Origin of the sequence: Pseudomonas sp. TE3-3-F2023 (assembly GCF_036784815.1) — a bacterium.
In the GTDB taxonomy this organism is placed as follows: domain Bacteria; phylum Pseudomonadota; class Gammaproteobacteria; order Pseudomonadales; family Pseudomonadaceae; genus Aquipseudomonas; species Aquipseudomonas pudica.
Genome location: NZ_CP145113.1, coordinates 3,002,775 through 3,028,556, shown reverse-complemented (window position 1 = coordinate 3,028,556; position 25,782 = coordinate 3,002,775). Strand labels below are relative to the sequence as shown.

At 64.3% G+C, this 25,782-nt stretch carries 26 protein-coding genes and 2 pseudogenes; 12 read left to right on the top strand and 16 right to left on the bottom strand.

All coding sequences use genetic code 11. The annotated features are described in order from the left end of the window. Positions 1 to 29: 29 nt before the first annotated feature. From V3314_RS13795 to V3314_RS13780, 4 genes and pseudogenes are all read right to left on the bottom strand, one after another. Positions 30 to 974: a LysR family transcriptional regulator gene (locus V3314_RS13795; protein WP_046614006.1), complete on the bottom strand. Its 945-nt coding sequence runs from the start codon at positions 972 to 974 to the stop codon at positions 30 to 32. Positions 975 to 1,122: 148 nt separating this feature from the next. Then, entirely contained in the window at positions 1,123 to 1,833 is a 711-nt protein-coding gene (locus tag V3314_RS13790; protein ID WP_013972055.1) for a YebC/PmpR family DNA-binding transcriptional regulator, read from the bottom strand. A 97-nt stretch (positions 1,834 to 1,930) separates the two neighbouring features. Further along, positions 1,931 to 3,322, bottom strand: coding sequence for an FAD-dependent oxidoreductase (locus V3314_RS13785; protein WP_338459111.1), 1,392 nt, complete (start codon positions 3,320 to 3,322; stop codon positions 1,931 to 1,933). Positions 3,323 to 3,406: 84 nt separating this feature from the next. Further along, positions 3,407 to 4,654, bottom strand: a pseudogene (locus V3314_RS13780) (MFS transporter); the annotation flags it as partial. 243 nt (positions 4,655 to 4,897) lie between these two features. Here V3314_RS13780 and V3314_RS13775 point away from each other — a divergent pair. Together V3314_RS13775 and V3314_RS13770 are read left to right on the top strand one after the other, a co-directional pair. Continuing rightward, entirely contained in the window at positions 4,898 to 5,767 is an 870-nt protein-coding gene (locus V3314_RS13775) for a LysR substrate-binding domain-containing protein (RefSeq protein ID WP_013972053.1), read from the top strand. A gap of 73 nt (positions 5,768 to 5,840) precedes the next feature. Then, a complete protein-coding gene (locus V3314_RS13770) occupies positions 5,841 to 6,212 on the top strand; it encodes a DUF2784 domain-containing protein (protein ID WP_075044802.1) in 372 nt (123 codons plus the stop codon). Here the strand turns inward: V3314_RS13770 and tam are convergent. Continuing rightward, on the bottom strand, positions 6,202 to 6,978 hold the full coding sequence (gene tam / locus V3314_RS13765) for a trans-aconitate 2-methyltransferase (RefSeq protein WP_338459110.1): 777 nt from the start codon (positions 6,976 to 6,978) through the stop codon (positions 6,202 to 6,204). The two genes, V3314_RS13770 and tam, sit on opposite strands and share 11 nt — an antisense overlap. A 184-nt stretch (positions 6,979 to 7,162) precedes the next feature. Here tam and V3314_RS13760 point away from each other — a divergent pair, with 184 nt between their 5' ends. Further along, positions 7,163 to 7,342, top strand: a complete 180-nt coding sequence (locus V3314_RS13760) for a hypothetical protein (RefSeq protein WP_085601319.1) — start codon at positions 7,163 to 7,165, stop codon at positions 7,340 to 7,342. 3 nt (positions 7,343 to 7,345) lie between these two features. On the opposite strand, the gene V3314_RS13755 is transcribed toward V3314_RS13760, so the two are convergent. Next, on the bottom strand, positions 7,346 to 8,755 hold the full coding sequence (locus V3314_RS13755; RefSeq protein WP_046614012.1) for an amino acid permease: 1,410 nt from the start codon (positions 8,753 to 8,755) through the stop codon (positions 7,346 to 7,348). Next, positions 8,755 to 9,030, bottom strand: a complete 276-nt coding sequence (locus V3314_RS13750; protein WP_135002437.1) for a hypothetical protein — start codon at positions 9,028 to 9,030, stop codon at positions 8,755 to 8,757. Before V3314_RS13750 ends, V3314_RS13755 begins: the two co-directional genes overlap by 1 nt. Positions 9,031 to 9,078: 48 nt before the next feature. Between V3314_RS13750 and V3314_RS13745 the strand changes: the two genes are divergently transcribed. Further along, the gene (locus V3314_RS13745) at positions 9,079 to 10,503 is read left to right on the top strand and encodes a PLP-dependent aminotransferase family protein (protein WP_046614013.1); all 1,425 of its coding nucleotides are present in this window, start codon (positions 9,079 to 9,081) and stop codon (positions 10,501 to 10,503) included. 122 nt (positions 10,504 to 10,625) lie between these two features. Here V3314_RS13745 and V3314_RS13740 read toward each other — a convergent pair whose 3' ends face one another. Genes V3314_RS13740 through V3314_RS13730 form a run of 3 tightly spaced genes read right to left on the bottom strand, consistent with a single transcriptional unit; the run spans position 10,626 to position 14,222 of the window. Then, positions 10,626 to 11,648: a histone deacetylase family protein gene (locus V3314_RS13740; protein WP_046614014.1), complete on the bottom strand. Its 1,023-nt coding sequence runs from the start codon at positions 11,646 to 11,648 to the stop codon at positions 10,626 to 10,628. Next, on the bottom strand, positions 11,648 to 12,889 hold the full coding sequence (locus V3314_RS13735) for a Zn-dependent hydrolase (protein WP_135002438.1): 1,242 nt from the start codon (positions 12,887 to 12,889) through the stop codon (positions 11,648 to 11,650). Before V3314_RS13735 ends, V3314_RS13740 begins: the two co-directional genes overlap by 1 nt. Positions 12,890 to 12,917: 28 nt before the next feature. Continuing rightward, the gene (locus tag V3314_RS13730) at positions 12,918 to 14,222 is read right to left on the bottom strand and encodes an MFS transporter (protein WP_085601316.1); all 1,305 of its coding nucleotides are present in this window, start codon (positions 14,220 to 14,222) and stop codon (positions 12,918 to 12,920) included. Positions 14,223 to 14,513: 291 nt separating this feature from the next. On the opposite strand from V3314_RS13730, the gene V3314_RS13725 reads away from it, so the two are divergent. The 3 genes and pseudogenes from V3314_RS13725 (at position 14,514) to V3314_RS13715 (ending at position 16,344) form a co-directional block, all read left to right on the top strand. Next, positions 14,514 to 15,422, top strand: a complete 909-nt coding sequence (locus V3314_RS13725; protein ID WP_046614017.1) for a LysR family transcriptional regulator — start codon at positions 14,514 to 14,516, stop codon at positions 15,420 to 15,422. Between the two features lie 88 nt (positions 15,423 to 15,510). After that, on the top strand, positions 15,511 to 15,906 hold the full coding sequence (locus tag V3314_RS13720) for a hypothetical protein (RefSeq protein WP_046614018.1): 396 nt from the start codon (positions 15,511 to 15,513) through the stop codon (positions 15,904 to 15,906). Between the two features lie 16 nt (positions 15,907 to 15,922). Then, positions 15,923 to 16,344, top strand: a pseudogene (locus V3314_RS13715) (BRCT domain-containing protein). A 15-nt stretch (positions 16,345 to 16,359) separates the two neighbouring features. Here the strand turns inward: V3314_RS13715 and V3314_RS13710 are convergent. From V3314_RS13710 to V3314_RS13695, 4 genes are all read right to left on the bottom strand, one after another. Next, the gene (locus tag V3314_RS13710; protein ID WP_003259987.1) at positions 16,360 to 16,641 is read right to left on the bottom strand and encodes a type II toxin-antitoxin system RelE/ParE family toxin; all 282 of its coding nucleotides are present in this window, start codon (positions 16,639 to 16,641) and stop codon (positions 16,360 to 16,362) included. Then, entirely contained in the window at positions 16,631 to 16,876 is a 246-nt protein-coding gene (locus V3314_RS13705; RefSeq protein ID WP_013972043.1) for a type II toxin-antitoxin system Phd/YefM family antitoxin, read from the bottom strand. The genes V3314_RS13710 and V3314_RS13705 overlap by 11 nt, the downstream gene beginning before the upstream one ends. 243 nt (positions 16,877 to 17,119) lie before the next feature. Next, the gene (locus tag V3314_RS13700) at positions 17,120 to 18,226 is read right to left on the bottom strand and encodes an alkene reductase (RefSeq protein ID WP_046614100.1); all 1,107 of its coding nucleotides are present in this window, start codon (positions 18,224 to 18,226) and stop codon (positions 17,120 to 17,122) included. A 30-nt stretch (positions 18,227 to 18,256) separates the two neighbouring features. Beyond that, on the bottom strand, positions 18,257 to 19,450 hold the full coding sequence (locus V3314_RS13695; protein WP_046614019.1) for an MFS transporter: 1,194 nt from the start codon (positions 19,448 to 19,450) through the stop codon (positions 18,257 to 18,259). Between the two features lie 379 nt (positions 19,451 to 19,829). Between V3314_RS13695 and V3314_RS13690 the strand changes: the two genes are divergently transcribed. From V3314_RS13690 to V3314_RS13670, 5 genes are all read left to right on the top strand, one after another. Beyond that, entirely contained in the window at positions 19,830 to 20,753 is a 924-nt protein-coding gene (locus V3314_RS13690; protein ID WP_046614020.1) for a LysR substrate-binding domain-containing protein, read from the top strand. A gap of 87 nt (positions 20,754 to 20,840) precedes the next feature. Further along, on the top strand, positions 20,841 to 21,638 hold the full coding sequence (locus V3314_RS13685) for an SDR family oxidoreductase (RefSeq protein WP_046614021.1): 798 nt from the start codon (positions 20,841 to 20,843) through the stop codon (positions 21,636 to 21,638). A gap of 218 nt (positions 21,639 to 21,856) precedes the next feature. Further along, positions 21,857 to 22,843 carry a zinc-binding dehydrogenase gene (locus tag V3314_RS13680; protein ID WP_085601310.1) on the top strand — a complete coding sequence of 329 codons (987 nt, stop codon included), beginning with the start codon at positions 21,857 to 21,859 and terminating at the stop codon, positions 22,841 to 22,843. A 107-nt stretch (positions 22,844 to 22,950) separates the two neighbouring features. After that, the gene (locus tag V3314_RS13675; RefSeq protein WP_046614023.1) at positions 22,951 to 23,493 is read left to right on the top strand and encodes a WYL domain-containing protein; all 543 of its coding nucleotides are present in this window, start codon (positions 22,951 to 22,953) and stop codon (positions 23,491 to 23,493) included. Between the two features lie 98 nt (positions 23,494 to 23,591). Continuing rightward, complete coding sequence (locus V3314_RS13670; protein WP_196183581.1) at positions 23,592 to 24,527, top strand: cyclase family protein; 936 nt, start codon at positions 23,592 to 23,594, stop codon at positions 24,525 to 24,527. Between the two features lie 110 nt (positions 24,528 to 24,637). Here V3314_RS13670 and V3314_RS13665 read toward each other — a convergent pair whose 3' ends face one another. Next, positions 24,638 to 25,414, bottom strand: a complete 777-nt coding sequence (locus tag V3314_RS13665) for an SDR family oxidoreductase (protein WP_108481361.1) — start codon at positions 25,412 to 25,414, stop codon at positions 24,638 to 24,640. A gap of 33 nt (positions 25,415 to 25,447) precedes the next feature. Then, positions 25,448 to 25,762: an NIPSNAP family protein gene (locus tag V3314_RS13660; protein ID WP_013972037.1), complete on the bottom strand. Its 315-nt coding sequence runs from the start codon at positions 25,760 to 25,762 to the stop codon at positions 25,448 to 25,450. Positions 25,763 to 25,782 lie beyond the last annotated feature (20 nt).

The following is a 25,782-nucleotide window of genomic DNA, read 5'->3' as shown; positions in this document are numbered from 1 at the left end:
AGTGAATAACCCCGCCTCGCGCATACCTGCTATGGCAAACCCGCATGCCCGCCCTGCACACCGAACTGCGACTGGCGCCACAACTCGAACACCCGGTTGCGCAACCAGCGATGTTCGGCCGAGGCCTGCAGGCGCTGGTGCCACACTACCCAGTAGCGCTGGCTGTGGTCGATGAAGCCCAGCGGCCGCCAAGCCAGGTCGTGCAGGCGGCACAGCTGCCGGGCGATGTGTTCGGGCACGGTGGCCAGCGCCTGGCTATTGGCGATCACCTGCACGGTGGCAGAGAAGAACGGCACTTCCAGGCTGACCCGCCGTTGCAGGCCCTGGGCGCGCAAGTGGCGGTCGATGAAGCTGTCCTTGTCGCCTCCACCGGAAATACGCACATGCTTGTGCGCCAGGTAGTCGGCCTGGCTGAGCGCGCCGCGGGCGGCCAGCGGGTGGTCGTGGCGCATCAGGCATACCGCGCGGTCCTCGCCCAACAACCTGCCGTGAAGGTTGGGTGGCGACTCGTCGAACAACGTGGTGGCCAGGTCGATCTCGCCACTGGCCAGCAAGGTGTACTGGCCGGCCTGCCAGGTTCGATATTCCAGCGATACGCCCGGCGCTTCGCGCTCCAGCGCTGCCACCAGCAGCGGCAGCATGTGCTCGGCCACATAGTCTGACGCGGCCAGGCAGAAGCGCCGCTCGCAACGCGCCGGGTCGAACACCGCGGGCTGGCGCAGGGCGTGCAGCTCCTCGAGAACCTGGCGTAGGGGTTCGACCAGGGCTTCGGCGTATTCGCTGAGCACGTAACCGCGGCCCTGGCGTACCAGCAAGGGGTCGTCGAAGGCTTCGCGCAGATGGGCCAGCTGGCGGCTGAGGGCGGACTGGCTGACGCCCAGACGCTCGGCGGCGTGGCTGAGGTTCTTCAGCTGCAGCAGGTGGTCGAGGGTGCGCAGGTGGGCGAGGCTGAGGGAGGCGAAAGCGGGGTTCATACAGGCTCCCTTTCAGAGGCTCGACCGGCCCAACCGCCGGCAAGCCAGCTCCCACAGGGTCACCACAACCATCGAGGCTTGTGCTGTACCTGTGGGAGCTGGCTTGCCGGCGATTGGGCCGCAAAGCGGCCCCAGAGAAGCAGATCAGTCAGTCAGTCAGACCAACATACACGTTCTGCACGTCATCGTTCTCGTCGATGGCTTCGAGGAACGCTTCCACCTCGGCCAATGCTTCAGCACTCAGGCTGGCCGCGCTCACCGGGTTCTTCGGGGTGTAGCCGATCTTCGCCGAGGTCACGGTGAAGCCATGCTCCGGCAGGGCCTTCTGCACCGCGTCGAGGTCGGTGGTGTCGGTGATGAACAGGGTCGAACCCTCTTCGTCGCCTTCCTCGAAGTCCTGGGCACCGGCTTCGATGGCCGCCATTTCCGGGTCGGCGTCGCCGTTCGGGGTGGCTTCGATCAGGCCGACATGGTTGAAGTCCCAGGCCACCGAACCGCTGGCGCCCAGCTGGCCCTTGCGGAACAGCACACGGATCTGCGCGACGGTGCGGTTGACGTTGTCGGTCAGGCACTCAACGATCAGCGGTACCTGGTGCGGGGCGAAACCTTCGTAGCTTACCGCCGAGTACTGCACGGCATCGCCGTCCAGGCCCGCGCCCTTGCGGATTGCGCGCTCCAGCGTCTCGCGGGTCATCGAGGCCTTCTTGGCCTGCTCGATGGCCAGGCGCAGGCGTGGGTTCATGTCCGGGTCGGCGCCGGACTTGGCAGCGATCTGGATCTCTTTGGACAGCTTGCCCATGATCTTGCCTTTGGCGTTGGCCGCGGCTTCTTTATGTTTGGCTTTCCACTGTGCGCCCATGTCGACTCTCTTGTTTCAGCGGCCGGTTCAGGAAGCGACCGGCCAAAAGTGGGTGCAGTTTATACGCCCTCCGGCCTGTGTTCGACAAGAAATCTCATCAGCCTTTATCGGCCTTTCCAGCCGCCGCGGCAAACCGCGCCAACCGCACATCCAGCCTGCGCGGCCGCAGCCCACGGTCCTCGGCCCGCTCCTTGCGGCGGATGGCATTGCGCACCATCAGCGAGCCCAGGTAGCGGATCGGCTCGGGCGGGAACAGCCCCAACGGCCCCTTGACCAGCGGCGAACGGGTCCATGGGTTGTCCAGCCCCAGTGCCAGCGACGACAGAATCTGCCCGCCCATGTGGCACGGCCCGACGCCGCTGCCGGAGTAACCAAAGCCGTAGAACACGTTGCCCTGCCCGTCCAGCCGGCCAAAGAACGGCAAGCCGGTCACCGAGCGGTCGGACGGCCCGTTCCAGCTGGCCGCCAGTGGCACCTCGGCCAGCGCCGGGAAAAACCCACCCAGGCTTTCATGCAGCAGTGGCCGGTACGGCGACGGCTGGTCGAACACCGGCAGCATGCGCCCGCCATAGGCGAAGGTATTGCCGCCCTTGCCGAGCATCAGCCGGCCATCGGAGGTGTTGTGGTAGTAATGCACGAAAATCCGCGAATCGAGCACGCTGATGCCGCTGTCCAGGCCGGTCTGGTGCAGCAGCTCGGGGCAAGGTTCGGTGATCACCATGTCGCTGGAAACAATCGCCACGCTGCGCTCGAACTGCGGGAAAGCCCGCGCCATCCAGGCATTCAGGCCCAATACCACGCGGTCGGCGCGCACCGTCCCATGGGCCGTGCGCACCTGCACCTGGGCGCCGTGCTCCAGGCCGGTCATGGCGCTGCCCTCATGGATGCGCACGCCACGCTGCAAGGCCACCCGGCGCAGGCCGCGCACCAGCATGCCAGGCTGCACCGTGGCCGCGGCCGGCGAAAACCAGCCTTCCAGGTGCCGCGCCGAACCCGCCAGGCGCTGCACCTGCTGCAGCGGCAGGCGGCGAAACGAATTGATCCCCTTTTGCTCCAGCGCGGCGATCACCGCGTCGGTGGCGCCGACCTGCGCGGCATTGGTGGCGGTGTACAGCGTGCCGTCCAGGCGGTAGTCGCAATCGATGCCATTGGCCGCGCAGAACGCACCGATCTCAGCGATGCTGCGCTCCGACTCACGCACCAGGCGCACCGCTTCGGCCACCCCGAACAGCCGCTCGAGGGTGAAGTACTTGGCCGACCAGGACAACGCACAGCCACCATTGCGGCCACTTGCACCGGCACCGCAGATATCGGCCTCGATCAGCACGATATCCAGGGCCGGCACCGCCTCCTTCAGCATCAGCGCGGTCCACAGGCCGGTATAGCCGCCACCGACGATGCACACATCGCAGCGGGCATCACCTTGCAGCGGCGGGCACACCGCCTCTTGCGCCGAATCCAGGGCCTGTTGCAGCCAGAAGGGTCTCATTCGCTCGCTTTCCTTTCAGGTACGCAGTGGCTTGATTGCCATGCTGGTATTGGGAGCCACGTCGGTGCTTTGCGCAGCGCTGGCCGGGCGGCTGTTCCAGTGCGGCAGCAGCACCAGTGCCGAGAACAGCGCGCAGCCGGCGAACACGATGAACACCGTGACACCATCGAAGTACCCCGGCAGCAGCCCGCCAAGCACCGCCCCCACCGAACCGCAGCCGTTGACGAAGCCAGCTGCGGTAGCGCCAGCCTTGGCGGTGCCGAAGTCGATGGCCGCAGCGCCGCTGATCATCGAGTCCGGCCCGTACAGGGTCAGGCCCATGACGAACAGCAGGGCCACCACCAGCATCACGCTGCCGGTGTGCATGGCCGCCATGAACGCCGCCAACGCCACGGTCAGCAGTACCAGGCTGATGACACAGGCCGGCATGCGCCGGGCGCCGAACAGCTTGTCGGAGGCCAGGCCGATGATGATCGGGCCGAGCAGCCCGGCCAGTTCGAAGGCTGTCGGTATGATCGCTGCCCCCACCTTGCCCACCGAGGGCATCTGCTCGAAGACGATCACCGGCCCCCACAGCAGGATGGCGTAGCGCGCCGGCTTCAACAGGAAGTACGCCAGCCCCAGGGTCAGCACCGTGCGGTTGCGCAGGATCTCCTTCAGCGGTGCCCAAACGCTGCACAGGTTGCCGGCCGGGGCCATGCTCTGCGGCTCGGGCTCCACCGCGGGCAGGCCGACGTCTTCAGGCTTGTTGCGCTGCAGGAAGAAGAACAGCACGGCCACCAGCGCCACCACCGCGGCACTGGAGAAGAACGCCGCGTGCCAGGTACCGACCAAGGTATAGGCCCACCAGCCGGCGAACGGCGAGGCCACCAGGCCGCCGAAGGCATAGCAGGAACTCCACAGGCCCAGCACCCGCCCACGCTGCGACGCCGGGAAGAAGCTGCCGATGTTCTTGCACAACCCGGCCCAGCCCGTGGATTGCGCCAGCCCCTGCACCAGCATGCAGGTGGCGAAGATCGGGAAGGTGGCGTAACTGCCCATCACCACCGCCGCAGCAGCAGAAATCAGCAGGCCGCCGAGCACCACTACACGTGGGCCAAAGCGGTCGGCGAGCATGCCCCAGGTGAACTGGCCCACGGCGTAGGCGGCCAGGTAGATGGCGTCGAGGTTGGCCATGGCGGCCTTGTCGAGCATGAAGTTGGGGTCTTCACCGATGCCGAGCTTGGCCACCGAAAAGGCCTTGCGGGTGAAGTAGAAGGCGGCGTAGGCCAGCCAGGTAATGGCGAAAATCTGGATGCGCCAGCGTTTGAACGCGGCTAGGGATTGGTTCATGTAAGTCTGACCTCTTGCTCAAGTGTGCCGGCAGAATGTGAAGAAACGCCTGTCTTGTTCTTGTGTTACGCACAGCGATGACGAGGCTGTCATCGGGTCAGATGGCGCCGTGTAGGAACCATGGCCCTGGCGGCACTTGTGGTGCCAGCGTCGGGCTGACATGCATGGAAACAGTTGCGCTAAGATAAATAAAATCGATTTATCGTATTTCACACATAAGCCCAGCTTGTTACTGAGGTCGTCATGTCGGTTTCCCACGCACAACTCAAGGCCTTCCATGCCGTGGCCGTTCACGGCAGCTTTACCCGCGCTGCCGAAAAATTGTTTCTGACCCAGCCAGCGGTGTCGGACCAGGTGCGCAAACTGGAGGAGCGCTTCGGCGTCTTGCTGTTCCACCGCAACAAGCGTTCGGTGCAGCTCACCGACCTTGGCGAGCGCCTGCTGGGCATCAGCCAGCGCCTGTTCGCCTGCGAGGCCGAGGCCCATGAACTACTGCAGGATTCGCGTGCGCTGCACACCGGCAGCCTGGTGCTGGCGGTGGATGCGCCAGTGCACGTGCTGCCGCAGATCGCCCGCTTCTGCCAGCGCTACCCGGGCATCCAGGTAAAGATCGAGACTGGCAACACCGACGAATCGCTGGCCCGGCTGTTCAGCTACCAGGCCGACCTGGCCCTGCTGGGGCGGGACGTGGACGATGAGCGCCTGCACTGCCTGCCGCTGCGCCGCGACCCGATGGTGGCGTTTGTCTCCCACCAGCACCCCTGGGCCAGCCGCGGCGCGATCAGCCTGGCGGATCTGGACGATACGCCGCTGGTGCTGCGCGAGCCCGGGTCGGTGACGCGGCAGACCCTGGAAGAAGAAATGCAACGAGCCGGGCTGCGGATCCGCCCGGCGATCCAGGTAGAAGGCCGGGAAGCGGCGCGGGAAGCGGTGGTGGTGGGGATTGGTGTGGGGGTGGTGTCGGCGGCGGAGTTTGGTGCGGATGCGCGGGTGTGCGCATTGCCGATCGTCGATTGCCAGCGGCACCTGACCGAGACACTGGTGTGCCTGAGCGAGCAGCGCACGCGGCGGGTGGTGGCGACCTTCCTGCAGATGGTGGAGGAAGGGTTGTAAGCCTGTGCTGCGAAGAGGCCGGCACAGGCAACCCGACTATGCTGGGATAACCTCAACCCTCGGCACACAACCCATGCTCTACCGCCTTGCCGCCGACACCCTGGTCCTGCTGCACCTGCTGTTCATCCTGCTGGTGCTGTTCGGCGGCCTGCTGGTACTGCGCTGGCGCCCTGCCCTGCTGCTGCACCTGCCGGCGCTGGCCTGGGGCCTGGCGGTGGAATGCCTGCACCTGGGCTGCCCGCTGACCACCTGGGAAAACCGCATGCGCAGCGCGGCCGGTGACGCAGGCTACCAGGGCGGCTTCGTCGAGCACTACATCTGGCCGTTGATCTACCCCGCAGGGCTGACACCGCACATCCAGCTGCTGTTGGGCACTTTGGTGCTGCTGCTCAACCTCGGCATCTACAGCTACGTGGCCTGGCGCTGGCGCCGCCCTAGCGGGTAGCGATCAGGAACAGCCGCGGGAACGGCAACAGCACCTTGCCATCGGTGGCCGGCGGGTAGTCGCGCTGCATCGCCTGCAGGTACATCTGCAGGAAATCCACCTGCTCCCGGGCATCCAACCGCCCCAGATACGGTCGCAAGGCCGAACCCTTGAACCATTCCACCACGGCTTCGGCGCCGCCGGCCAACGGGTGGTGGTAGGTGGTGCGCCACACATCCACCCGTGCACACAGCGGGCTGAGCAGGTCGTAGTAGAACGCCGCGCTGTGCCGTGGCGGCAGCTGGAAATCAGCGAACTTCGCCGCCCAGGGGCCCTGGCTGGCGATTTCGCGCAGCTGCCGGTGGGCCGGCTCGTCGAGGTTGTCCGGGGTCTGCACGGCCAGGCTGGCACCTTCGCTCAACTGGCGCATCAGGTGCGGGTACAGCGAGGCGTGGTCAGGCACCCATTGCAGCGAGGCATTGGCCAGGATCAGGTCCTGCGGCTCGGGGGCTGACCAGCCGGCAATGTCACCGATGACCATGCGCACCCGGGGTATGCACAGCCGTTTGCGCTCGCGGGCCTTGTCGATCATGTCGGGGTCGCTGTCCAGGGCCGTCACCTGGGCATCCGGGTAACGTTGCAGCAGCACCTCGGTGGAGTTGCCAGGGCCACAGCCCAGGTCGGTGGCGTGGCGTACCGGGCGTGGTGGCACAGCGGCGAGCAGGTCGCGCACGGCGCGGGTACGCTCGTCTTCGAACAGCGAATACTGGGTGGCGGACCAGGCCATGTGAAGCTCCTCTGGGCGGGCAATGTGTTCAGCATATGCCATCTGTCGGCTTTGAGGGCCCTATCGCCGGCAAGACAGCTCCCACAGGGACCGCACCGATCTCAAGCCATGTGCAATACCTGTGGGAGCTGGCTTGCCGGCGATAGGGCCGGAACTGACCACCTATGCTTGGTGTCGTCCATGTATGCGCCCCTCCATGAAAACTTTCATCGCCCTCGCCATCCTGGCCCTGATCGCCACCGCCGCCCTGCTCGGCTCGCCCTGGATGAACCAGCGCTTTCACATGCCAGCGGAAAAAAACCATGCCCAACAACGCGAAACGGCCGGGTCCCCGAGGGAGCCGGCCGTTTCGATGAGCGAATGACGCTTAGTGCTGCTTGGCAGTGCGGATCTGATGCACCACACCCATTGCCACCACGATTGCCGCGGCGATACCGGTGGAGATCACCAGGATCTGGTAGTCAGGCATGAAGGCCATGGTCACCAGGGCGGCCACGATGAACGCGATCACCAGGTAAGTCAGCCATGGGAACAGCCACATCTTCAGGCGTACTTCCTTGCCTTCGGCAATCAGCTTGCGGCGCATGCGCAGCTGCGAGAAGGCAATCACCAGATACACCAGCAGGGCAATCATGCCGGTGGTGTTCATCAGGGTTTCCAGCACGTCTTTCGGGCGCAGGGTCTCGCTGAAGTTGATCAGCGCGCACACCACGGCCACGGCGCACGAGCCCATGATCGCGTAAACCGGTACACCGGTGCCGGCGCGGGTGATCTTGAAGAACGACGGCGCGTCGCCACGCTGTGCCAGGGAGAACAGCATGCGCGAAGCGGTGTAGTGGCCCGAGATCAGGCAGCTGCTCACCGAGGTCAGTACCACGAAGTTCATCAGCAGCTCGGCATACGGCACGCCCAGCAGCTCCAGGGTGCGGCGGTATGCGCCATAGCCGGAAACGCCCAGGTGCGGGTCGTTCCACGGTACCAGGCAGACGATCAGGAAGATCGAACCTACGTAGAACAGGCACACACGCCACACCACCGAGTTGGTTGCCTTGACGATCTGCGCAGCAGGGTCCTTGGCTTCGGAAGCAGCGATGGTGACGATTTCCGCGCCGAGGAAGGCGAACATCACCCCGAGCAAGGCACCGATCACGGTGGTGATGCCGTTGGGCATGAACCCTTCGGCGGTAAGGTGGCTGATGCCACGCACTTCACCGAACTGCCAGATGTTCAGCACGGCAGCGGTACACACGATCAGGAAGCAGACGATCGCGATCACCTTGATCAAGGCGAACCAGAACTCGAACTCACCGTAGTGCTTGACGTTGAAGAAGTTGACGGTGATCAGCAACAGGGTCGTGGCCAGCACGAACACGTTGACGCTGACGTCGGGGAAGAAACCATGCAGGATCTTGCCCGCCACATAAGCTTCCCAGGCCATCAGGATGACCCAGTACCACCAGTACAGCCAGCCGATGGTGAAACCGGCCCAACGGCCGATGGCGCGATCGGCGTAGGTAGAGAACGAACCGGTGTCTGGCGAGGAAGTCGCCATTTCACCCAGCATGCGCATGATCAGTACCACCAGGATGCCGCCTGCCAGGTAGGCCAGCACGGCGGCTGGGCCGGCGCTGTGAATCACGCTGCCGGAACCGACGAACAAGGCGCCGCCGATAACCCCGGCGATCGACATCATCGTCAGGTGGCGCGACTTGAGCGAGGCACTGAGCTTGCTCTCGTGCCCGCTTTTCGCGGTGGTGGTTGTGGATGTTGCGTCCATCAGTTGTGTACCCCGTGCTTCTTTTTATCCAAGGAAAACTGCGAAACCCCGATGGCTGGCGGCTTCACGTACATCAGTGCTAATGCGCGCAGGATGGTGTGAGCGAACACACGCAGGCCTTCCATGGCGGCCTGCTGACGCGCCCCAGGGCAGGCGCCTGGGGCGAACTGAACATGCTTTAGGTGGCGATATCTGACACCTAATGTAAAAATGTCCGGCGCAGAGAGCCATGCACAGTGGCATGAAACTCGCACTGCACTGTACAGGTCGCCCATGCAATACACCTTGCAAACGCCGGGCGATACGCACCCTGAAGGCCCCGAATGTTCGAATTACATCCAGACTCCTCGACCCCGCTGGTGAACCAGATCATCGACGGGCTGCGCGAGTTGATCGACAACCAGACCCTCAAGCCAGGCGCCAAGGTCCCCTCGATCCGCGCCTTTGCCGCGAGCTATTCGGTGAGCACCTTCACCGTGGTCGAGGCCTACGACCGTCTGGTCGCCCAGGGCCTGCTGGTGAGCCGGGGCAATGCGGGGTTCTTCGTCAACCGCGCGGCGGGCGAATTGCTCGACCCGCACAACACCGAGGCCGACACCAGTCGACCAACGTTCAACTCCGAGTGGTACCTGCAGCAGATCTTCGAAATCCGCCAGTTGCCGTTCAAGCCGGGCTGCGGCTGGCTGCCCAACGACTGGATGTACGAAGACGGCCTGCGCCGCGGCCTGCGCCAGGTGGCCGGCAGCCCGCTGGAGCTGTCGGGCTACGGCGATCCCATGGGCCTGATGGAGCTGCGTGCACTGACCGCACAGAACCTGCAGCAGGAACTGTCTATCGTCGCCAACCCGGCGCAGCTGATGCTCACCCATGGCGCCAGCCAGGCCCTGGACCTGGCCGCGCGCACCCTGGTGCGCCCGGGCGACGTGGTGCTGGTGGACGACCCGGGCTATCCCAACCTGATGAGCATCCTGCGCACCCAGGGCGCGACCCTGGTCGGCGTGCCGCGCACACCGGCCGGCTACGACCTGAACCAGCTGGAGCAGTTGCTCACCCATCACCGCCCCACTGCGTTCTTCACCCAGCCGCACCTGCACAGCCCAACCTGCTCGCGCACCCCGCTGCCGCAGCTGCACCGCCTGCTGCAGCTGGCCAGCCAGCACGGCTTCCGCCTGGTGGAGAACAACCTGTATGCCGACATGGTCGCCGAACCGCAGCCATGCCTGGCCAGCCTCGACCACCTGCAGCAGGTGGTGTACGTGGGCAGCTACTCCAAGAGCATTTCGCCCAATGTGCGGGTCGGCTACATGCTGGCCAACCCCGAGCTGATGCAGAAGCTGCTGCACCTGAAGATGCGCTCTGGCCTGACCACCTCGCAGGTGATGGAGCGTGTGGTGTATGCCGCGATCATCGACGGGCGCTGGCGCAAGCACCTCAAGCGCTTGCGTCAACGGCTGGCCGAGGCGCACCAGGAAGTTGGCCGGCATCTGCATCGGTTGGGCTTCGAGCTGTTCACCGAGTCGGATGAAGGGATGTATATCTGGACCCGCCACCCGGCGATTCCGGACAGCGCGGCGTTGCTGGATGATGCGTTGGAGAAAGGCATCATGCTCGGGCCCGGGCAGTTGTTCATGGTCGATGCCAAGGCGACCGGGTGGATGCGGTTCAACGTGGCGTTCAGTACCGAGCCGGCGATGTGGGAGTTGCTGGAGAAGGTGTTGGTGAAGCATGTGCGTCGGGGTGGGGTGTAACGGATTGCGGGGTGTTCGCCACAACACCTTCAGCGCCCATGAGATCGAGCGCCGCGCGGGCGGCGCTCGATCTCATGGGCGCTGAAACTGTCATGGCAAGCACCTGTCAGCCCCGACACTACTTATCGCCAGTCCGCCTTGTCGGCAAAAAACGCCTGCGCATTAGCCTCCAGGCTCTCAAGGTGATACCCCCCTTCCTGCACGATCAGGCACGGCAAGCGCATCGCCCGAATCCGCTCGCCCAATACCGCAAACCCTTCAGTCGTCACCGCCACCTTGCTCTGCGGGTCAAGTTCGTAGATATCGAACCCCAGCGACAACACCAGCACCTCGGCGCCAAAGTCCTTCACCGCCGCCAGCGCGATTTCCAGCTGGCCCATGAAGTCCGCTTCGCTAGCCCCATGCGCCATCGGCAAGTTGAGGTTGTACCCCTCCCCCGCACCGCTGCCACGCTCGTCCGCGAACCCGGCAACACCTGGGTAGAAGTTGGTGGGGTCGCCATGCACCGACACATACAGCACATCCCGGCGTTCGTAGAAGATTTCCTGAATGCCCTGCCCGTGGTGCATGTCGGTATCGAGAATGGCCACTCGGCTGTAGCGGCTGCGCAAGGCCTGGGCAGCCACAGCGGCATTGTTGATGTAGCAGAAACCACCGGCCGCATCGAAGCGCGCATGGTGGCCGGGCGGCCGGCACAGGGCATAGGCCGCCGGCTCACCGTCGAGAATGGCCTTGGCACCGGCCACCGCGCTTTGCGCAGACCAATAGGCCGAGCGCCAGGTGTGTTCGCCTACAGGGCAGCTGCCGTCAGCCAGGTAGCGCCCGGCCTGGGCGAGGATGCCACGCAAGGCGTTGGGTTCGCGCACGAAGATGTTGGACATGACCTCGTCGCCCCAATCTTCGGGCACTTCCTTCCAGCGCGCATGGGCCTCTTCGAGGAAGGCCAGGTAGGCCTCGCCATGCACTGCCTTGAGCGGCTCGAGGCCGGCGTCCTCAGGCTGACGGATGTCGAAGCCCAGAGCCTTGGCTGCCTGGAGTAGGCGCTGGGCGCGCTCGGGGACTTCCTGCGGGGTGCGCATGGCGCCGCGCGAGTAATAGCTGCGTGGGTGGTGCAGCAGTTGTTCGGGGTGGAAGTAGCAACGCATCAGGCTTCTCCTTGTTCGATCAGGCCCGCACGGGCCAGCACGGCGTTGAGCAGTACATCGGCACCCTGGCGGGCGTCCTCGGGCAGTACGTCTTCGGCTTCGTTATGGCTCAGGCCGCCGACACAGGGGATGAACACCATGGCGGTCGGGCAGTAGCGGGCCAGCAGGATGGCGTCGTGGCCGGCACCGCTGACGATCGACTGCTGGTCATAGCCGAGGCCATCCACCGCCTGCTGCACGGCAGCTACGCAGTCGGCGTCGAACGGCGTGGCCGGGCTGACCCAGTGGCGCTCGATACGCACCCGCAACCCGCGCTGATTGGCGATGGCCTGCAGCTTCAACGTCAGGTCGCGCTCCATCGCCTCGATGGCTTCATCCCGGTGATGACGCAAGTCGACGGTGAACTGCAGCAACCCTGGAATGGTGTTACGCGAGGACTTGGCGATGGACAGTTCACCCACGGTAGTCAGGCCTTGCGGTGCGAAGTCGGCGGCCAGTTGCTCGACGGCCTGGATCATCTGTGCAGCGCCGTACAGAGCATCCTTGCGCAATGGCATCGGTGTGGTGCCGGCGTGTGCGGCCATGCCTTCGACGGTAACGTCCAGCCAACGGATAGCCTGCCCGCCGCTGACCACGCCAATGGCCTTGGCGTTGTCTTCAAGGATCGGACCTTGCTCGATATGCGCCTCGAAATAGGCATCGACCTGGCCGCCCAGCGGGCGCTGGCCGGCGTAACCGGTGCGTTGCAGTTCGTCGGCGACGCTGATGCCATCGGCGTCGCGAATGGCCAGCGCTTCGTCCAGGGCCAGAGTGCCGGTGAACACCGCCGAACCGAACATGGCCGGGGTGAAGCGGGCGCCCTCCTCGTTGGTCCATACGGCGATTTCCAGCGGTTTGCGCGTCTGGATGTCCAGGTCATTGAGCCGGCGCACTACTTCAAGACCCGCCAGCACACCGTAGACGCCATCGAAACGGCCGCCCTCAGGTTGGGTGTCGAGGTGGCTGCCCATCATCACCGGCGCTGCATCCGGGTCGCTGCCAGCGCGGCGAGCGAACAGGTTGCCGATGGCATCAACGGTCAGCGTCAGGCCGGCTTCACGGCACCAGTGGCTGAACAGTTCACGGCCAGCCTTGTCCTCGTCGCTGAGGGCCAGGCGGCAGCTGCCGCCACGGGCAGTGGCACCGATTTCGGCCATGGCCATCAGGCTCGCCCACAGGCGTTCGCCATTACTTTTCAACATGTGCGGGTACTCCAGAAAAACGGTTCGATCAGGCCAGTTCCAAGCGCTGGCTGCGGGCGTACTGGCGCGCCAGGGCGAGCACGCAGACCAGCGAAATAGTGGCGATCAGGGTGTAGAACACCGCCATCGGCCACCATTGGCCGGTGAAGGTGTGGGCCAGCCAGGTACCGATCAGCGGGGTCAGGCCGCCCGCGATGGCGCCGCAGATCTGGTAGGCCAGGGAAATGGCGGTGTAGCGCACGCGGGTTTCGAACATGCCGCTGACATAGCCGGCGATCACCGCGTAGAAAGACGCCATGCACGCAGCTGCCAGGGCGATGCCGAGTACGATCAACGGGCCCTGACCCGAGCTGACCAGCACGAACATCGGGTAAGGCGAAGCCATCGCCAGCAGCGCGACAAGGGCCAGGAAGCGGGTGGCGCCCATCTTCTCCGATAGCCAGGCGGCCAACGGCTGCACGCAGAACTGGATGATCGCCACGAAGAACAGGCACTCCAGAATCAACGAGCGCTCCAGGTGCAATTGCTGGGTGGTGTAACTGATCATGAAGGTGTTGGTGAAGTAGACCCCGGCAATACCCAGGGTATTGGCACCGATGCACAGCAACAGCGGGCGCCAGGCCGTGCGCAGCACTTCGAATACCGGGGCCTGCTCCTTGCGCCGGGCCTTTTCCGCCTGCTCGCGGCTGGCGATGAACTCGGGCGACTCATTCACCCCCAGGCGAATCGCCAGGCCCACCAGCAGCAACAGCGCGCTGGCCAGGAATGGCACGCGCCAGCCCCAGCTCATCAGGTCTGCTTCCGGCAGGCGGGTGACCGCGCCAAAGGCCAGCAGCGACAGGATCAGGCCCGCCGGGCTGCCCAGCTGGGCGAACGAGGCGAAGAAGTTGCGCCGGCCCTTGGGCGCATGCTCGCCAGCCATCAGCACTGCCCCGCCCCACTCGCCACCCACGGCAATGCCCTGCACGATGCGCAGCAGGATCAGCAGCACCGGCGCGGTGGCGCCGATTTGTGCGTAGGTCGGCAGCAGGCCGATGCCCACGGTGACGATGCCCATCATCAGCAAGGTGATGACCAGCGATTTCTTGCGGCCGATACGATCGCCCACGTGGCCGAAGACGATGCCACCCAGCGGCCGGGCGAAGAAGCCGACGGCGAAGGTACCGAACGCGGCCATGGTGCTGAACAGGCTGTTGTCGGAGGGGAAGAACAGCGCGCCGAACACCAGGGCAGCGGCGGTGGCGTAGATGTAGAAGTCGTACCACTCGATCATGGTGCCAATGAACGCGGCAGCGGCGGCACGGCGTGGCTGGGGGGAAGCGGTGGGCTTCATGGAGGCTCCTTTGCTTGTTGTTCTGGCAGGAGTTGTCGGGGGCACGGGGGCGCTCTTGTGGCGCTTGGCTTGTTGAATCGGTGTTGGCTTCTTCGCGGGCTCGCCCGCTCCCACAGGTACTGCGCAGCATTCGAAACTTGTGGTGACCCTGTGGGAGCGGGCAAGCCCGCGAAGAGGCCAGCACCGACTCAGCAGGCCTCGATACCTGCGATTTATCGGCCCGGGGCTATGATTAGTCAATTTTCTATTTATTATTCGAAATATTAGCCATGCTTATTATCGAGCCCTGCCATGCCCGACCGTCTGCTCAACGACCGCCTCGACTGGAACCTGCTGCGTACCTTCCGGGTCATTGGCCAGGAGCTGTCCATCAGCCGCGCTGCCGCGCGCCTGCACCTCACCCAGCCGGCAGTGAGCCAGGCACTCAAGCGCCTTGAAGAACAGCTTGGCCGCCAGCTCATCGCCCGCCGCGGACCGCGTTTCGTGCTGACGGAAATGGGCGAGCAGCTGTTTCAGCTGGCTGGCGAGGTCTATGGGCAGATGTCGCAGATCGGCAGCTTGCTGGAGCAGCCGGCGGACGAACTGGTGGGCAAGGTACGCCTGCTGATGATCAGCCGTATCGTCAACGAACGCTTCGACGACTTCCTGGCCGACTTCCACCGCCAGCACCCGCGGGTGGAGCTGGAGATTGATGTAATGCGCAGCTCCGACATCGTCGCCGCCCTGCAGGAAAAAACCGCCACGGCGGGCCTAAGCCTGAACCGGCGTGCGCAGCCACGGCTGGAACAACGGTTGTTCCTGCGCCAGCGCTATGCGTTCTTCTGTGGCAAGCACCATGCCCTGTTCGGCCAGGCCGAAGGCGACCTGCAGCGTGAGAACTTCGTCAGTTTCACCAGTGACCAGATAGGCGGCATGCTGTCGCCACTGACCATTTTCCGCGACCAGCAAGGGTTTGCCGGGCGGATCGTGGCATCGTCACCCAGCCTTGAGGAAGTGCGCCGGCTGGTGATTGCCGGGTTTGGCATAGGCTGCCTGCCCGAGCATGTGGTAGCACCGGATGTAGACGCCGGGTTGCTGTGGAAGCTGCCGCCGCAGGAAGGGATTGCCGATGTGGATATCCACCTGTTGTGGAACAGGGAACAGCGCTTCAGCCGGGCGGAAGAGGTGTTTATCGAGGCGTTGCAGCAGCGCCTTGACTGAACGCGGAGCCGGGGTTGGCGAGCACTGGACACGATAGTGGCCAATTAGTAGCATCCAGCCCCACTGAACATTACGGACAATCTCAGTCATGGATCGAGCCACCGGGGTCATTCGACGCCCTATTCATCACCCCATCCGCACTTTGATCACCTGGGAAGAAGCATGGAAGGGGCCCGACGAGGGCTTGATCCGGTGCTGGGAGATTGGCCGTGAGCGGGCCCTGACCCAGCCAGAACTTGCCCGGCACTGCATCGATGGCGCACTTCCGGTGCTAGGTTGGAAAGGTGGCCATGATCGCGCCTTGAAGAAACCGATGAAGTACGGCTCGTTCAAGTATCTGGCGCAATGGCAGGGCCTTCGCGGCGAGGATCTGTTCATCGATACGCGAACAGAGCTCACCCTGACCTGTAATCACACCGGCATGCTGACCACCTTCACACCGGACCAGGAAAAATACGCCAACGCTGTGATACTGATGGAATAGAAACGAGGAACAGGGAATGGTCGATCTTCATCAGGAATTTCAGAACAGCCGCTTTTTCCACGAAGCGCGGATCGCGCAGCGCTCGGTTGATGGGTTGATTGGAATCGCTGCGAGCCTGACTGCTGACAATCAGGTCAATCAACAAGAAGCCGAGTTCCTCAAAGGATGGAGTGGACAGGCCGCATGTTCCTGTTTACCGGCACAATGGCTTACGGGCCTCGCAAAGCATGCGAAGCGCTGGTAGTCGAACGTGGGGGTTCAATCGCCGCGGGGGTGAGCAAGAAGACCCACTACCTGGTCATTGGCAGTATTGGCAACGAGCAGTGGCTACACAGCAGTTATGGCACGAAGATCACGAAAGCAGTGGAAATCAGGGAAGTGGGTGCGAACATTGCGATCGTAAGCGAGGCGCATTGGCAGCGTGCGGCGTTTGGTTGATGGCCATGATGGCGTTTACCGCTTCTGAGCGGATCGATACACCTCGCTACGCTCGCGTTTGCCAACCGATACCACCACTACAACGATACGCTCGTCCTCGACTCGATAGACGAGGCGATATCCAGAGGCCTTGAGCTTGATTTTGTAGTGGTTCGGCAGGTCACGCAGCGCGTCGGCCTGTACCTTGGGTGACTGCAGGCGCTCGGCGAGTTTTTTCTTGATCTGTTCGCGCACGGTGTGGCCTAGCTTGCCCCACTCTTTCAGTGCCGAAGGCAGGAATTCGAGTTTATAGGTCATCCAGGGATACCGGTACGCCTTTTTCACCCAACCTCGACTTGGCCAGTTCGCTCAATTCGAGATCTTCCAAGCGTTCCATCATGGCCTCGTACAGTTCGGCCGGCACCATGTAACCCATCACGCGGTTGTGATTGAGCACGGCGACGGGCATACCCGCAGCGCCGGTCATCACCGCGGATGGGTTCTTTTTCAGTTCCGACACGCTTACGGCCACGTCAGCGAATATGTTTTGCATGTTTACACCCTCAATAGAGAGCCATATTTTGGTCCATATATAGGACACAAACAAGTCGTCGCTGCTCAAGCACAGAGGTGAGACACGACAGGCGAAATGCCGTGTTTGTGGGAGATCGCCCAGCCCTTTGAATCCAACGCGGTGCATGGCACCGGCTGCGCCGGTGTTCGCGGCTAAAACCGCTCCCACAGGGTCCCTGCTAGCTCAATGAGTCATTTGCATTTCCATGGGGAGCGGTCGGGGTCAGGCTGTTGCCAGTGCCGGGTAGTCGGTCAGACCATGGGCATCACCACCGAACAGCGTGGCCCGTTCGTGCTCGGCCAGTGGCGCATTCAGCTTCAGCCGCGCCGGCAGGTCCGGGTTGGCCACGAATGGCCGGCCGAAGCCGATCAGGTCAGCCCAGCCCTCCTCCAGCGCACGCCGTGCACGTTCGCCGGTGTATTTGCCGGCATACACCATCACACCGGGGAACACTGCCCGCAGCTGTTGCTTGAAGTCCACTGGCATGTCCGGCGCGTCATCCCAGTCGGCTTCGGCAATGTGCAGGTAGCCGATGCCGATTTCGCCCAGGCGCTTGGCCGCCGCGGTATAGGTGGTGACCGGGTCGGCATCGACACAGCCATTGAGCGTGGTCAGCGGCGCCAGGCGTACGCCTACGCGCTGAGCGTCGCCGGTGCCTTCGACCAGCGCACGGGTGACCTGGTCGAGGAAACGCAGACGGTTTTCCAGCGAACCGCCGTAGCGGTCGGTACGATCGTTGGCGCCGGAATCGAGAAACTGGTTGACCAGGTAACCGTTGGCCGCGTGCAACTCGACACCGTCAAAACCAGCCGCCATGGCATTGCGCGCAGCCTGGCGGTACTGCTCGATGATCTCGGCAATTTCCGCTTCGCTCAACGCGCGCGGCTTGGAGGCCTGGACAAAGCCTGGCGTGCCGTCGGCATTGTCGATGAACACATTCACGCCTTCGGCCTGCATCGCCGAGGACGACACCGGTGCCTGGCCGCCGAGCAGGCTGCTGTGGCTGAGGCGACCGACGTGCCAGAGCTGGGCGAAGATGCGCCCGCCTGCGGCATGTACCGCCTCGGTGACCAGGCGCCAGCCGTCGATCTGCGCCTGGGTGTGGATACCCGGGGTGCGGGCGTAACCCTTGCCCAGTGGCGAGATCCAGGTGCCTTCACTGACGATCAGCCCGGCACTGGCGCGTTGTGCGTAGTACTCGGCCATCAGCGCGGTCGGGACATCGCCAGGCTGTGCGGCGCGGGAGCGGGTCATCGGTGGCATCAGCACACGGTTGGGCAGGTCAAGGGTGCCGAATTGCAGGGGTTGGAAAAGCGGATCTTGAGTCATCATGAGCATCTCCGTAAGTCGAATCAGGGGTCAGGCGCGGCTGACGACAGGTTGTGGCTGGGCAGGTACGCGGCGGTCGAGGCGGCCGCTGTACAGGGTAAGGGCCAGGGCACCGAGGGTGACCAGCGCGGCAATCCATGGGGTGTGGCCGAGGCCGAGCTGTTGCACGACTTGGGCACCGCCCCAGGAACCACCGGCCACACCCAGGTTGAAGGCGGCGATGTTGAAACCGGCAGCCACGTCGACTGCGTCGGGGGCGACCTTTTCCGCCTGCTGCACCACGTACACCTGCAGGCCCGGCACATTGCCGAAGGCCACCGCGCCCCAGGCCAGTACGGTGACTACCACCAGCACCGGATGCGGCGCAGTGAAGGTCAGCGCCAGCAGCACCACGGCCAGCAGCAGGAAGATGATCGACAGTGCCTTGACCGGGCCTTTGCGGTCGGCCAGGCGGCCGCCCCAGATGTTGCCCAGGGCAACCGAAACGCCGTAGGCGAGCAGCACCAGGGCGACGCTGTTGGCGCCGAAGCCGGCAATGTCCTGCAGGATCGGGGCAAGGAAGGTGAAGGCGATCAGCGAGCCGCCGTAACCCACGGCAGTCATGGCATACACCAGCAGCAGGCGCGGTTGCAGCATCACCCGCAGTTGGCGCAGCAGCGGTGCCGGCTGGCTGTGCTGGATGCGCTTGGGCACGAACAGCAGTGCGCCGAGCAGCGCCACCAGGCCGAAGGCAGCCACCACCAGGAAGGTCACGCGCCAACCAAAGTGCTGACCGATGAAGGTACCCAGCGGGATACCGGTGACGAAGGCCACGGTCATGCCACTGAACATGGTGGCGATGGCGCTGGCGGCTTTTTCTTTCGGCACCAGGCTGGTGGCGATGATCGAGCCGACCGAGAAGAACACCCCGTGGGCCAGGCCGGTGAGGATGCGCGCCATGATCAGCGATTCGTAGCTGGGCGCCTGCCAGGCCACCAGGTTACCGGCGGTGAACAGCGCCATCAGGCCGACCAGCAACAGCTTGCGCGGGACACGGCCGGTCATGGCGGTGAGCAGAGGCGCGCCGATGGCGACGCTGAGGGCGTAAAGGCTGACCAGCAGGCCGGCCGAAGGCAGGGTGACCGCCAGGTCATTGGCGATGGTCGGGATGAGGCCGACGATCACGAACTCCGTAGTGCCGATGGCGAAAGCCGCCAGGGTCAGGGCTAACAAGGCGAGAGGCATTTGAGAATCACCTGTGGAAGGTTGGGATGGGTGAATTCTCGGGGGACGTGGGGATGGGAAAAAGGTGGGGACGGGACAATGAGTTTTGATTTGACGGCAAAGGTCATCCTCAAGCTATTGCGAGCGGGTCAACCTAAATGTCCCAGCCTGCGCGGTCAGTTGTGGGAGCGGCCTTGTGTCGCGAAAGGGCTGCAAAGCAGCCCCAGCAATATATGTCTTTGCGCTGAACCCCTGGGGCTGCCTTGCAGCCCTTTCGCGACACAAGGCCGCTCCCACAATTGACCGCGTTCATCAACCCGACGAAGTGAACGCATCCCAGGCTGGCAAGATCGAGACCTCCCAAGTCATAATTGTTAACAGTTAAGTCCCTGGAGGTCTCATGCAAGATCTACGTCAGTTGCGCTACTTCGTAGCTGTCGCCGAATGCGAGAACGTCGGCCGGGCAGCCGAGCAGCTGCATATTTCCCAATCCCCCCTCAGCCGACAGATTGCCCAGCTGGAGGACAACCTTGGCCTGGCCCTGTTCGAACGGCGCAACCAGCGCCTGTACCTGACCAGAGACGGTCGTACCTTCCTGGCCGAAGCGCGCGGCCTGCTCAAGCATGCCGAGCGCCTGGAATCGCTGGGCAAGCGCCTGGGCCGTGGCGAGGAAGGCGGCTTGTGCATCGGTTACGTCAACCATGCCATCCATGCCGGCGTGCTGCCGGGCGCTGTGCGGGCGATTCGTGGCGAGCGTCCGAACATTCACATTGCGCTGTACAACATGACCCCCAACGAACAGTTCGAAGGCCTGCGTCAGCGCAGCCTGGACATTGCCCTGGTTTGCGAGCCGCCGCCAAAGAATGACCCCGACCTGAGCGGCCAGCCGGTGCTGGACGACCCATTGCTGCTCGCCATCCCGGCCACGCACCCGCTGGCCAGCAGGGCCGAGCTGACCCCCGCCGATCTGCACGAACAGGACTGGATCATCACCGGCGGCCAGCCCGACCAGGGCCACAAGCGTGACGATTTCATCGCCCGCTGTGGCGATGCCGGCTTCACCCCGCGCCTGTCGCTGGAGGCCAACGACCCGCTGAGCGTGCTAGGCCTGGTGTCCGCCGGCCTGGGGCTGGCCATGGTGCAAAGCAGCCTGTCGGCCAGTGCCGGGCCGACCGTGGTGCTGCGCCAGCTGGACTGGTTCCAGCCTAGCGAGCAGTTGTGGGCGGTCTGGCACCAGGTCGACTTGAGGCCGATCGTGGGCATTTTCCGCGAGCGGGTACTGGCATTGGCCGAGCAAGGGTTTGATAAGTCAATCAAGGTCTGAACTCAGTCGAATTGCGTCTTTTACAGTCTTACTGCGCTTCACTAGGATGGCTCCTATCGATGCAACTCACCCCCCAGGAGCCATTCCATGAACATCGACCTCGGCGGACGCACCGCCATCATCAGCGGCTCGACCGGCGGTATTGGCCTGGCTATCGCCCGCGGCCTGGCCCGCGCCAACGCTGACGTAGTCATTGCCGGCCGCAGCCAGAAGTCGCTGGATGCCGCCCTGGCCGAACTGCGCGAACAAGGCGGCCGTGGGCAGATCCACGGCGTGGTTGCCGACCTGGGCACCGCCGCCGGTGCCGAAACCCTGTTCGCCGCCCACCCACGGGCCGACATCCTGGTCAACAACCTGGGCATCTACGACGATGTCGACTTCTTCGAAGTGGCCGACAGCGAGTGGACGCGGTTCTACGACACCAACGTGCTGAGCGGCGTGCGCCTGGCCCGCCTCTATGCCCCGGGCATGGTGGAGAACGGTTGGGGGCGGATCCTGTTCATCTCCTCGGAGTCGGGCATCGCCATCCCTGCCGACATGATCAACTACGGCGTCACCAAGGCTGCCAACCTGGCGGTATCCCATGGCCTGGCCAAGCGCCTGGCTGGCACCGGGGTAACCGTGAACGCAGTGCTGCCCGGCCCGACACTGACCGACGGCGTGGCCGCGCTGGTGGCTGATGCAGCCCAGGCGTCCGGGCGCAGCATTCGTGAAGAAGCCGACAACTTCGTGCGTACCGCACGGCCGAGCTCGATCATCCAGCGTGCCGCCGATGTCGACGAAGTCGCCCACCTGGCGGTGTACCTGGCCTCCCCTTACTCGTCCGCCACCACCGGTGCAGCGCTGCGGGTCGACGGTGGTGTGGTCGACAGCCTGGCTATCTGAGTTCAACCTGGGGGCTGCTCTGCAGCCCATCGCGACACAAGGCCGCTCCTACAGGAGAACGCGTTTCCCTTGTAGGAGCGGCCTTGTGTCGCGATGGGCCGCAAAGCGGCCCCAGACTTTTGCCCTGAAATCAAAACACCTTGCCCTCACCGCACCTGTTTCCCCCGCCCGATCCCCGCTAGCCTGCCGCCCACACCCGTCTCGAGAGGACCCGCACCATGCCAACCGATCATCAAGCCTGGGCCTGGACCCCGAACGCCGGCCTCGATGGCCTGCAACTGCTGCGTAAACCCCTGCCACAACCCGGCCCCGGCGAGGTGCTGGTGGCCAACCGTGCCATTGCCCTCAACCCGGTGGACTGGAAAATCTGCGAATGGGGCCACCCTGCCTGGCAGCAAGGCACGGTCCCGGGTGTGGATGGCGCCGGTGTGGTAGTCGCCGTTGGCGCAGGCGTCGACCTGCCGTTGGGCAGCCGCGTTGCCTACCACCAGTCGCTGGCGCGGGACGGCAGCTTTGCCCAGCACTGCCTGCTCGATGCCAGCCTGGTGATGCATATCCCCAGTGCGCTCGGCGACACCGCCGCGGCCGCTGTGCCCTGCCCCGCCCTGACCGCCTGGCAGGCCTTGGCCAAGGTACCCGAAGGTGCCAGCCGCGACGTGCTGGTGATCGGCGCCGGTGGCGCAGTGGGCTTCTACCTCGCACAACTGGCCGCGCAGCGTGGCCTGCGCGTGTGGGCCAGTGCCGGCCGACGCCACCACGCCACGCTCAAGGCCCTTGGTGTGAGCGGGGTGTTCGACTACCACGACGCCGATTGGCAGAACCAACTGCAGGCCGCCCTGGGCGAGCGCCCGCTGCATGCCCTGTTCGACACCGTCAGCGGCGCCCATGCCGGCAGCCTTGCTCACCTGCTCGGTTACAACGGCCACCTGGTGTGCATCCAGGACCGCCAGGAAACCGCGCCAACGCCGGCCTTCGGCACGGCGATCTCGCTGCATGAAGTGGCGCTTAACAGCATTCATGCCCATGGCCAATTGGCTGACCGCCAAGCCCTGCGCGTAGCTGGTGAACGCCTGCTGCAGGCCGTCGCCGATGGCAGCCTGATCGCGCCACAACGCCGCGAGTTCGCTTTCTCGGCATTGCCCCAGGCTCTGCGGCAGTTGAAAGAGGGCCAAGGCGCAGGCAAATGGGTGACGCGCCTCGACTGAACGCCCTGTGCGAAAACTTGGATCCCATTCTGCTACAAGGTATGCTGGGCAATAGCTAAACGCCACTGCTCAGGCAGGCCTCGTGCCTGTCTTCAAGGACGAGCCCTTTGCCCAGCCACCCTACCCGTCACACCATCGCCCGCCAGTGGCAGCTGCTCAAGCTGCTGCCCGGCCGTCACCCAGGGATGAGTTCCACCCAGTTGCAGGCCGCCCTGACAGCCGTGGGCCATATCACCAGCAAACGCACCGTCGAACGCGACCTGGTGGAGCTTGCGGCGCTGTTCCCGGTGCAGTGCAACAGCAAAGGCATGCCCTACGGCTGGTACTGGCAACCGGGCCTGAACCTGCGTGAAGCGCAGCAGTTGCAACCTGATGCGCTCACCCCCTCGGAACAGGTCGTGCTGCACGCGTGGGTCGATGATGCCCTGGCCCGGCGCCTGGAAGCGTCGCCACTGTCGGCAGACATGCAACTGACGCTGCAAGCGGACGGTGGCGCCACCCTGCTAGCCACCGTCGACGACAACCGCGCGTTGATGGGCTGGCTACTTTCCCAGGCCGGCTCGATCTGCGTGCAGGCGCCCCAGGCACTGCGCCAGGCCATGCTCGAGCAGTTGCGCCAGAGCCTGGCGCTGCACGAGGATGGTTGTTGACCGGCAAGCAAAAGTCATTGTCCCCCGGGCCGCTTTTTCCCACAGGTGGCCCTGCGCAGAATCAGCTCCTGACAACGCCTCACTATCAGGAGTACCCGATGAAACGCTTCAAGCCCCTGCTGCTTGCCGTCGCCCTGGCGTCCACTGCCCAGGCCACCCTGGCCGCCTACTGGCAGACCTCGCCCTACGGCAAACAGGATGAAATCGGCGCCGCCAACCTGCTCACCCCCGAAGTGGTCAAACAGGCGGTTGGCCTGGTCAAGACCGGCAAGACCTACCCGCTGGCCGTACCGGTTAGCAAAGACCTGCCAGCCTTCCGCCACCGCAGCTTCCACCTGTACAACATCCAGCCTGGCGAGCAGGCCGGCCAGACCCTGGGCCGCAACAAGTTCAGCTTCAACGATGAATTGGTCAACGGCTGGACCGGCGTCGGCACCCAGCTCAACGGCATCGGCCACATCGGTATCGACAATGTCTACTACAACGGCAACAAAGCTGCCGACTTCGTCACTGTCGAAGGCGTGACCAAGCTGGGCGTGGAAAAAGTACCGCCCATGGTCACCCGCGGCGTGGTGCTGGACATGACCGCTCACTACGGCAAGGCCATCGTGCCCGGCGGCACCTCGTTCACCGTCGACGACATCAAGGCCGTACTGAAGAAGCAAGGCATTACCCTGCGCAAGGGTGACGTGGTGCTGTTCAACACCGGTTGGCTGGAACTGATCGGCAAGGACAACCAGCAGTTCCTCGCCACCGAACCGGGCATCGACCTGCCGGCGGCCGAGTGGCTGGCGGACCAGGGTATTGTTGCCTTTGGTGGCGATACCTGGGCGTCGGAGGTGTACCCGAACCCGACCGGTGAAGAGTTCCCGGTCAACCAGTTCATGCTTGCCAAGCGCGGCATCTACAACCTGGAACTGATCGACACCCGCGCGCTTGTGAAGGACAAGGTGTTCGAGTTCCTGTTCGTGCTTGGCCAGCCGCTGTACAAGGGCTCGACCCAGGTGAACATCAACCCCGTGGCGATTCACTGATCGATTTCGATCCTGGGGCTGCTTTGCAGCCCTTTCGCGACACAAGGCCGCTCCTACAGGGGGATGCACATCCCTTTGTAGGAGCGGCCTTGTGTCGCGCGGCCCCATCTTCAGAACGTACCGGGGAACGCCCCGCCATCGATCAACAGGTTCTGCCCAGTGATGTACCCGGCATGTGCACTGCACAGGAACGCGCAGTAAGCGCCGAACTCGCCGGCATTGCCAAAGCGCGCCGCCGGGATGGCCTTGCGCCGCGCCTGGGTGGTGGCTTGCACATCGCCACCTGCCGCCTTCAAGGTCTTCTGCAGGCGCGCTGTGTCGAACGCCCCAGGCAGCAGATTATTCAGCGTGACGTTGCTGCCCGCCAGGCGCTGCTGACGTGCCAGGCCGGCGATGAAGCCGGTCAGGCCACTGCGTGCACCATTGGACAAGCCAAGAATATCGATCGGCGCCTTTACCGCACCGGAGGTGATGTTCACCACCCGGCCGAACCCGCGCTCGGCCATGCCATCGACCACCGCCTTGATCAGCTCGATGGGGGTAAGCATGTTGGCGTCCAGTGCCTTCAGCCAGTCCTCGCGGCCCCAGTCACGGAAGTCGCCCGGCGGCGGGCCACCGGCATTGTTGACCAGGATATCCACCTGCGGGCAGGCTGCCAGCAGCGCCTGGCGCACCTCGGCGTCGGCGACATCACCGGCCACGGTGCGCACCTCGATGCCCGGGCAGGCCGCGCGCAACTCGGCGGCGGTCTGCTCCAGGGTGGCCTGGGTACGGGCATTGATGACCAGGTTGACGCCTTCCTTGCCCAACGCCTCGGCGCAGCCTTTGCCCAGGCCCTGGCTGGCCGCGCAGACGATGGCCCAGCGGCCGGTAATGCCTAGATCCATTGGGTTGCTCCTTGATGCAATGCAGTTACAGGGTCACTGGATCGGCGAAAACGCGGCAGGCATCAACAGCTTCGATTCCATCCGCACCAGCATCGGGAAGGCCACGGGGATGAAGCGCTCCAGCCAGTCCGCATCGCGGTACAGGGCGGCGCGGCGCTCGATGCGGTCGTCAAGGCTCTCGTAGGCCCAGATGTGCACCACCTGGTTCAGTTCGCCAATCTCGGTGTACCACCAGCCCACCAGCTTGGCGTAGCGCGAGATCACCGGCAAGCCTTCCTTTTCGAAGTGCTCCAGGTATTGCTTCATCTTGCCGATGTGCAGGGTGTAGGTACGCATTTCATAGAACATGGTCGTGGTTCCGCCAAAGG

What these genes read in the sequence shown, in the direction of transcription:
- V3314_RS13795 (WP_046614006.1), bottom strand. Translation starts at nt 974, where the DNA reads ATGAACCCCGCTTTCGCCTCCCTCAGCCTCGCCCACCTGCGCACCCTC.
- V3314_RS13790 (WP_013972055.1), bottom strand. Translation starts at nt 1,833, where the DNA reads ATGGGCGCACAGTGGAAAGCCAAACATAAAGAAGCCGCGGCCAACGCC.
- V3314_RS13785 (WP_338459111.1), bottom strand. Translation starts at nt 3,322, where the DNA reads ATGAGACCCTTCTGGCTGCAACAGGCCCTGGATTCGGCGCAAGAGGCG.
- V3314_RS13775 (WP_013972053.1), top strand. Translation starts at nt 4,898, where the DNA reads ATGTCGGTTTCCCACGCACAACTCAAGGCCTTCCATGCCGTGGCCGTT.
- V3314_RS13770 (WP_075044802.1), top strand. Translation starts at nt 5,841, where the DNA reads ATGCTCTACCGCCTTGCCGCCGACACCCTGGTCCTGCTGCACCTGCTG.
- tam (WP_338459110.1), bottom strand. Translation starts at nt 6,978, where the DNA reads ATGGCCTGGTCCGCCACCCAGTATTCGCTGTTCGAAGACGAGCGTACC.
- V3314_RS13760 (WP_085601319.1), top strand. Translation starts at nt 7,163, where the DNA reads ATGCGCCCCTCCATGAAAACTTTCATCGCCCTCGCCATCCTGGCCCTG.
- V3314_RS13755 (WP_046614012.1), bottom strand. Translation starts at nt 8,755, where the DNA reads ATGGACGCAACATCCACAACCACCACCGCGAAAAGCGGGCACGAGAGC.
- V3314_RS13750 (WP_135002437.1), bottom strand. Translation starts at nt 9,030, where the DNA reads ATGGGCGACCTGTACAGTGCAGTGCGAGTTTCATGCCACTGTGCATGG.
- V3314_RS13745 (WP_046614013.1), top strand. Translation starts at nt 9,079, where the DNA reads ATGTTCGAATTACATCCAGACTCCTCGACCCCGCTGGTGAACCAGATC.
- V3314_RS13740 (WP_046614014.1), bottom strand. Translation starts at nt 11,648, where the DNA reads ATGCGTTGCTACTTCCACCCCGAACAACTGCTGCACCACCCACGCAGC.
- V3314_RS13735 (WP_135002438.1), bottom strand. Translation starts at nt 12,889, where the DNA reads ATGTTGAAAAGTAATGGCGAACGCCTGTGGGCGAGCCTGATGGCCATG.
- V3314_RS13730 (WP_085601316.1), bottom strand. Translation starts at nt 14,222, where the DNA reads ATGAAGCCCACCGCTTCCCCCCAGCCACGCCGTGCCGCCGCTGCCGCG.
- V3314_RS13725 (WP_046614017.1), top strand. Translation starts at nt 14,514, where the DNA reads ATGCCCGACCGTCTGCTCAACGACCGCCTCGACTGGAACCTGCTGCGT.
- V3314_RS13720 (WP_046614018.1), top strand. Translation starts at nt 15,511, where the DNA reads ATGGATCGAGCCACCGGGGTCATTCGACGCCCTATTCATCACCCCATC.
- V3314_RS13710 (WP_003259987.1), bottom strand. Translation starts at nt 16,641, where the DNA reads ATGACCTATAAACTCGAATTCCTGCCTTCGGCACTGAAAGAGTGGGGC.
- V3314_RS13705 (WP_013972043.1), bottom strand. Translation starts at nt 16,876, where the DNA reads ATGCAAAACATATTCGCTGACGTGGCCGTAAGCGTGTCGGAACTGAAA.
- V3314_RS13700 (WP_046614100.1), bottom strand. Translation starts at nt 18,226, where the DNA reads ATGACTCAAGATCCGCTTTTCCAACCCCTGCAATTCGGCACCCTTGAC.
- V3314_RS13695 (WP_046614019.1), bottom strand. Translation starts at nt 19,450, where the DNA reads ATGCCTCTCGCCTTGTTAGCCCTGACCCTGGCGGCTTTCGCCATCGGC.
- V3314_RS13690 (WP_046614020.1), top strand. Translation starts at nt 19,830, where the DNA reads ATGCAAGATCTACGTCAGTTGCGCTACTTCGTAGCTGTCGCCGAATGC.
- V3314_RS13685 (WP_046614021.1), top strand. Translation starts at nt 20,841, where the DNA reads ATGAACATCGACCTCGGCGGACGCACCGCCATCATCAGCGGCTCGACC.
- V3314_RS13680 (WP_085601310.1), top strand. Translation starts at nt 21,857, where the DNA reads ATGCCAACCGATCATCAAGCCTGGGCCTGGACCCCGAACGCCGGCCTC.
- V3314_RS13670 (WP_196183581.1), top strand. Translation starts at nt 23,592, where the DNA reads ATGAAACGCTTCAAGCCCCTGCTGCTTGCCGTCGCCCTGGCGTCCACT.
- V3314_RS13665 (WP_108481361.1), bottom strand. Translation starts at nt 25,414, where the DNA reads ATGGATCTAGGCATTACCGGCCGCTGGGCCATCGTCTGCGCGGCCAGC.
- V3314_RS13660 (WP_013972037.1), bottom strand. Translation starts at nt 25,762, where the DNA reads ATGTTCTATGAAATGCGTACCTACACCCTGCACATCGGCAAGATGAAG.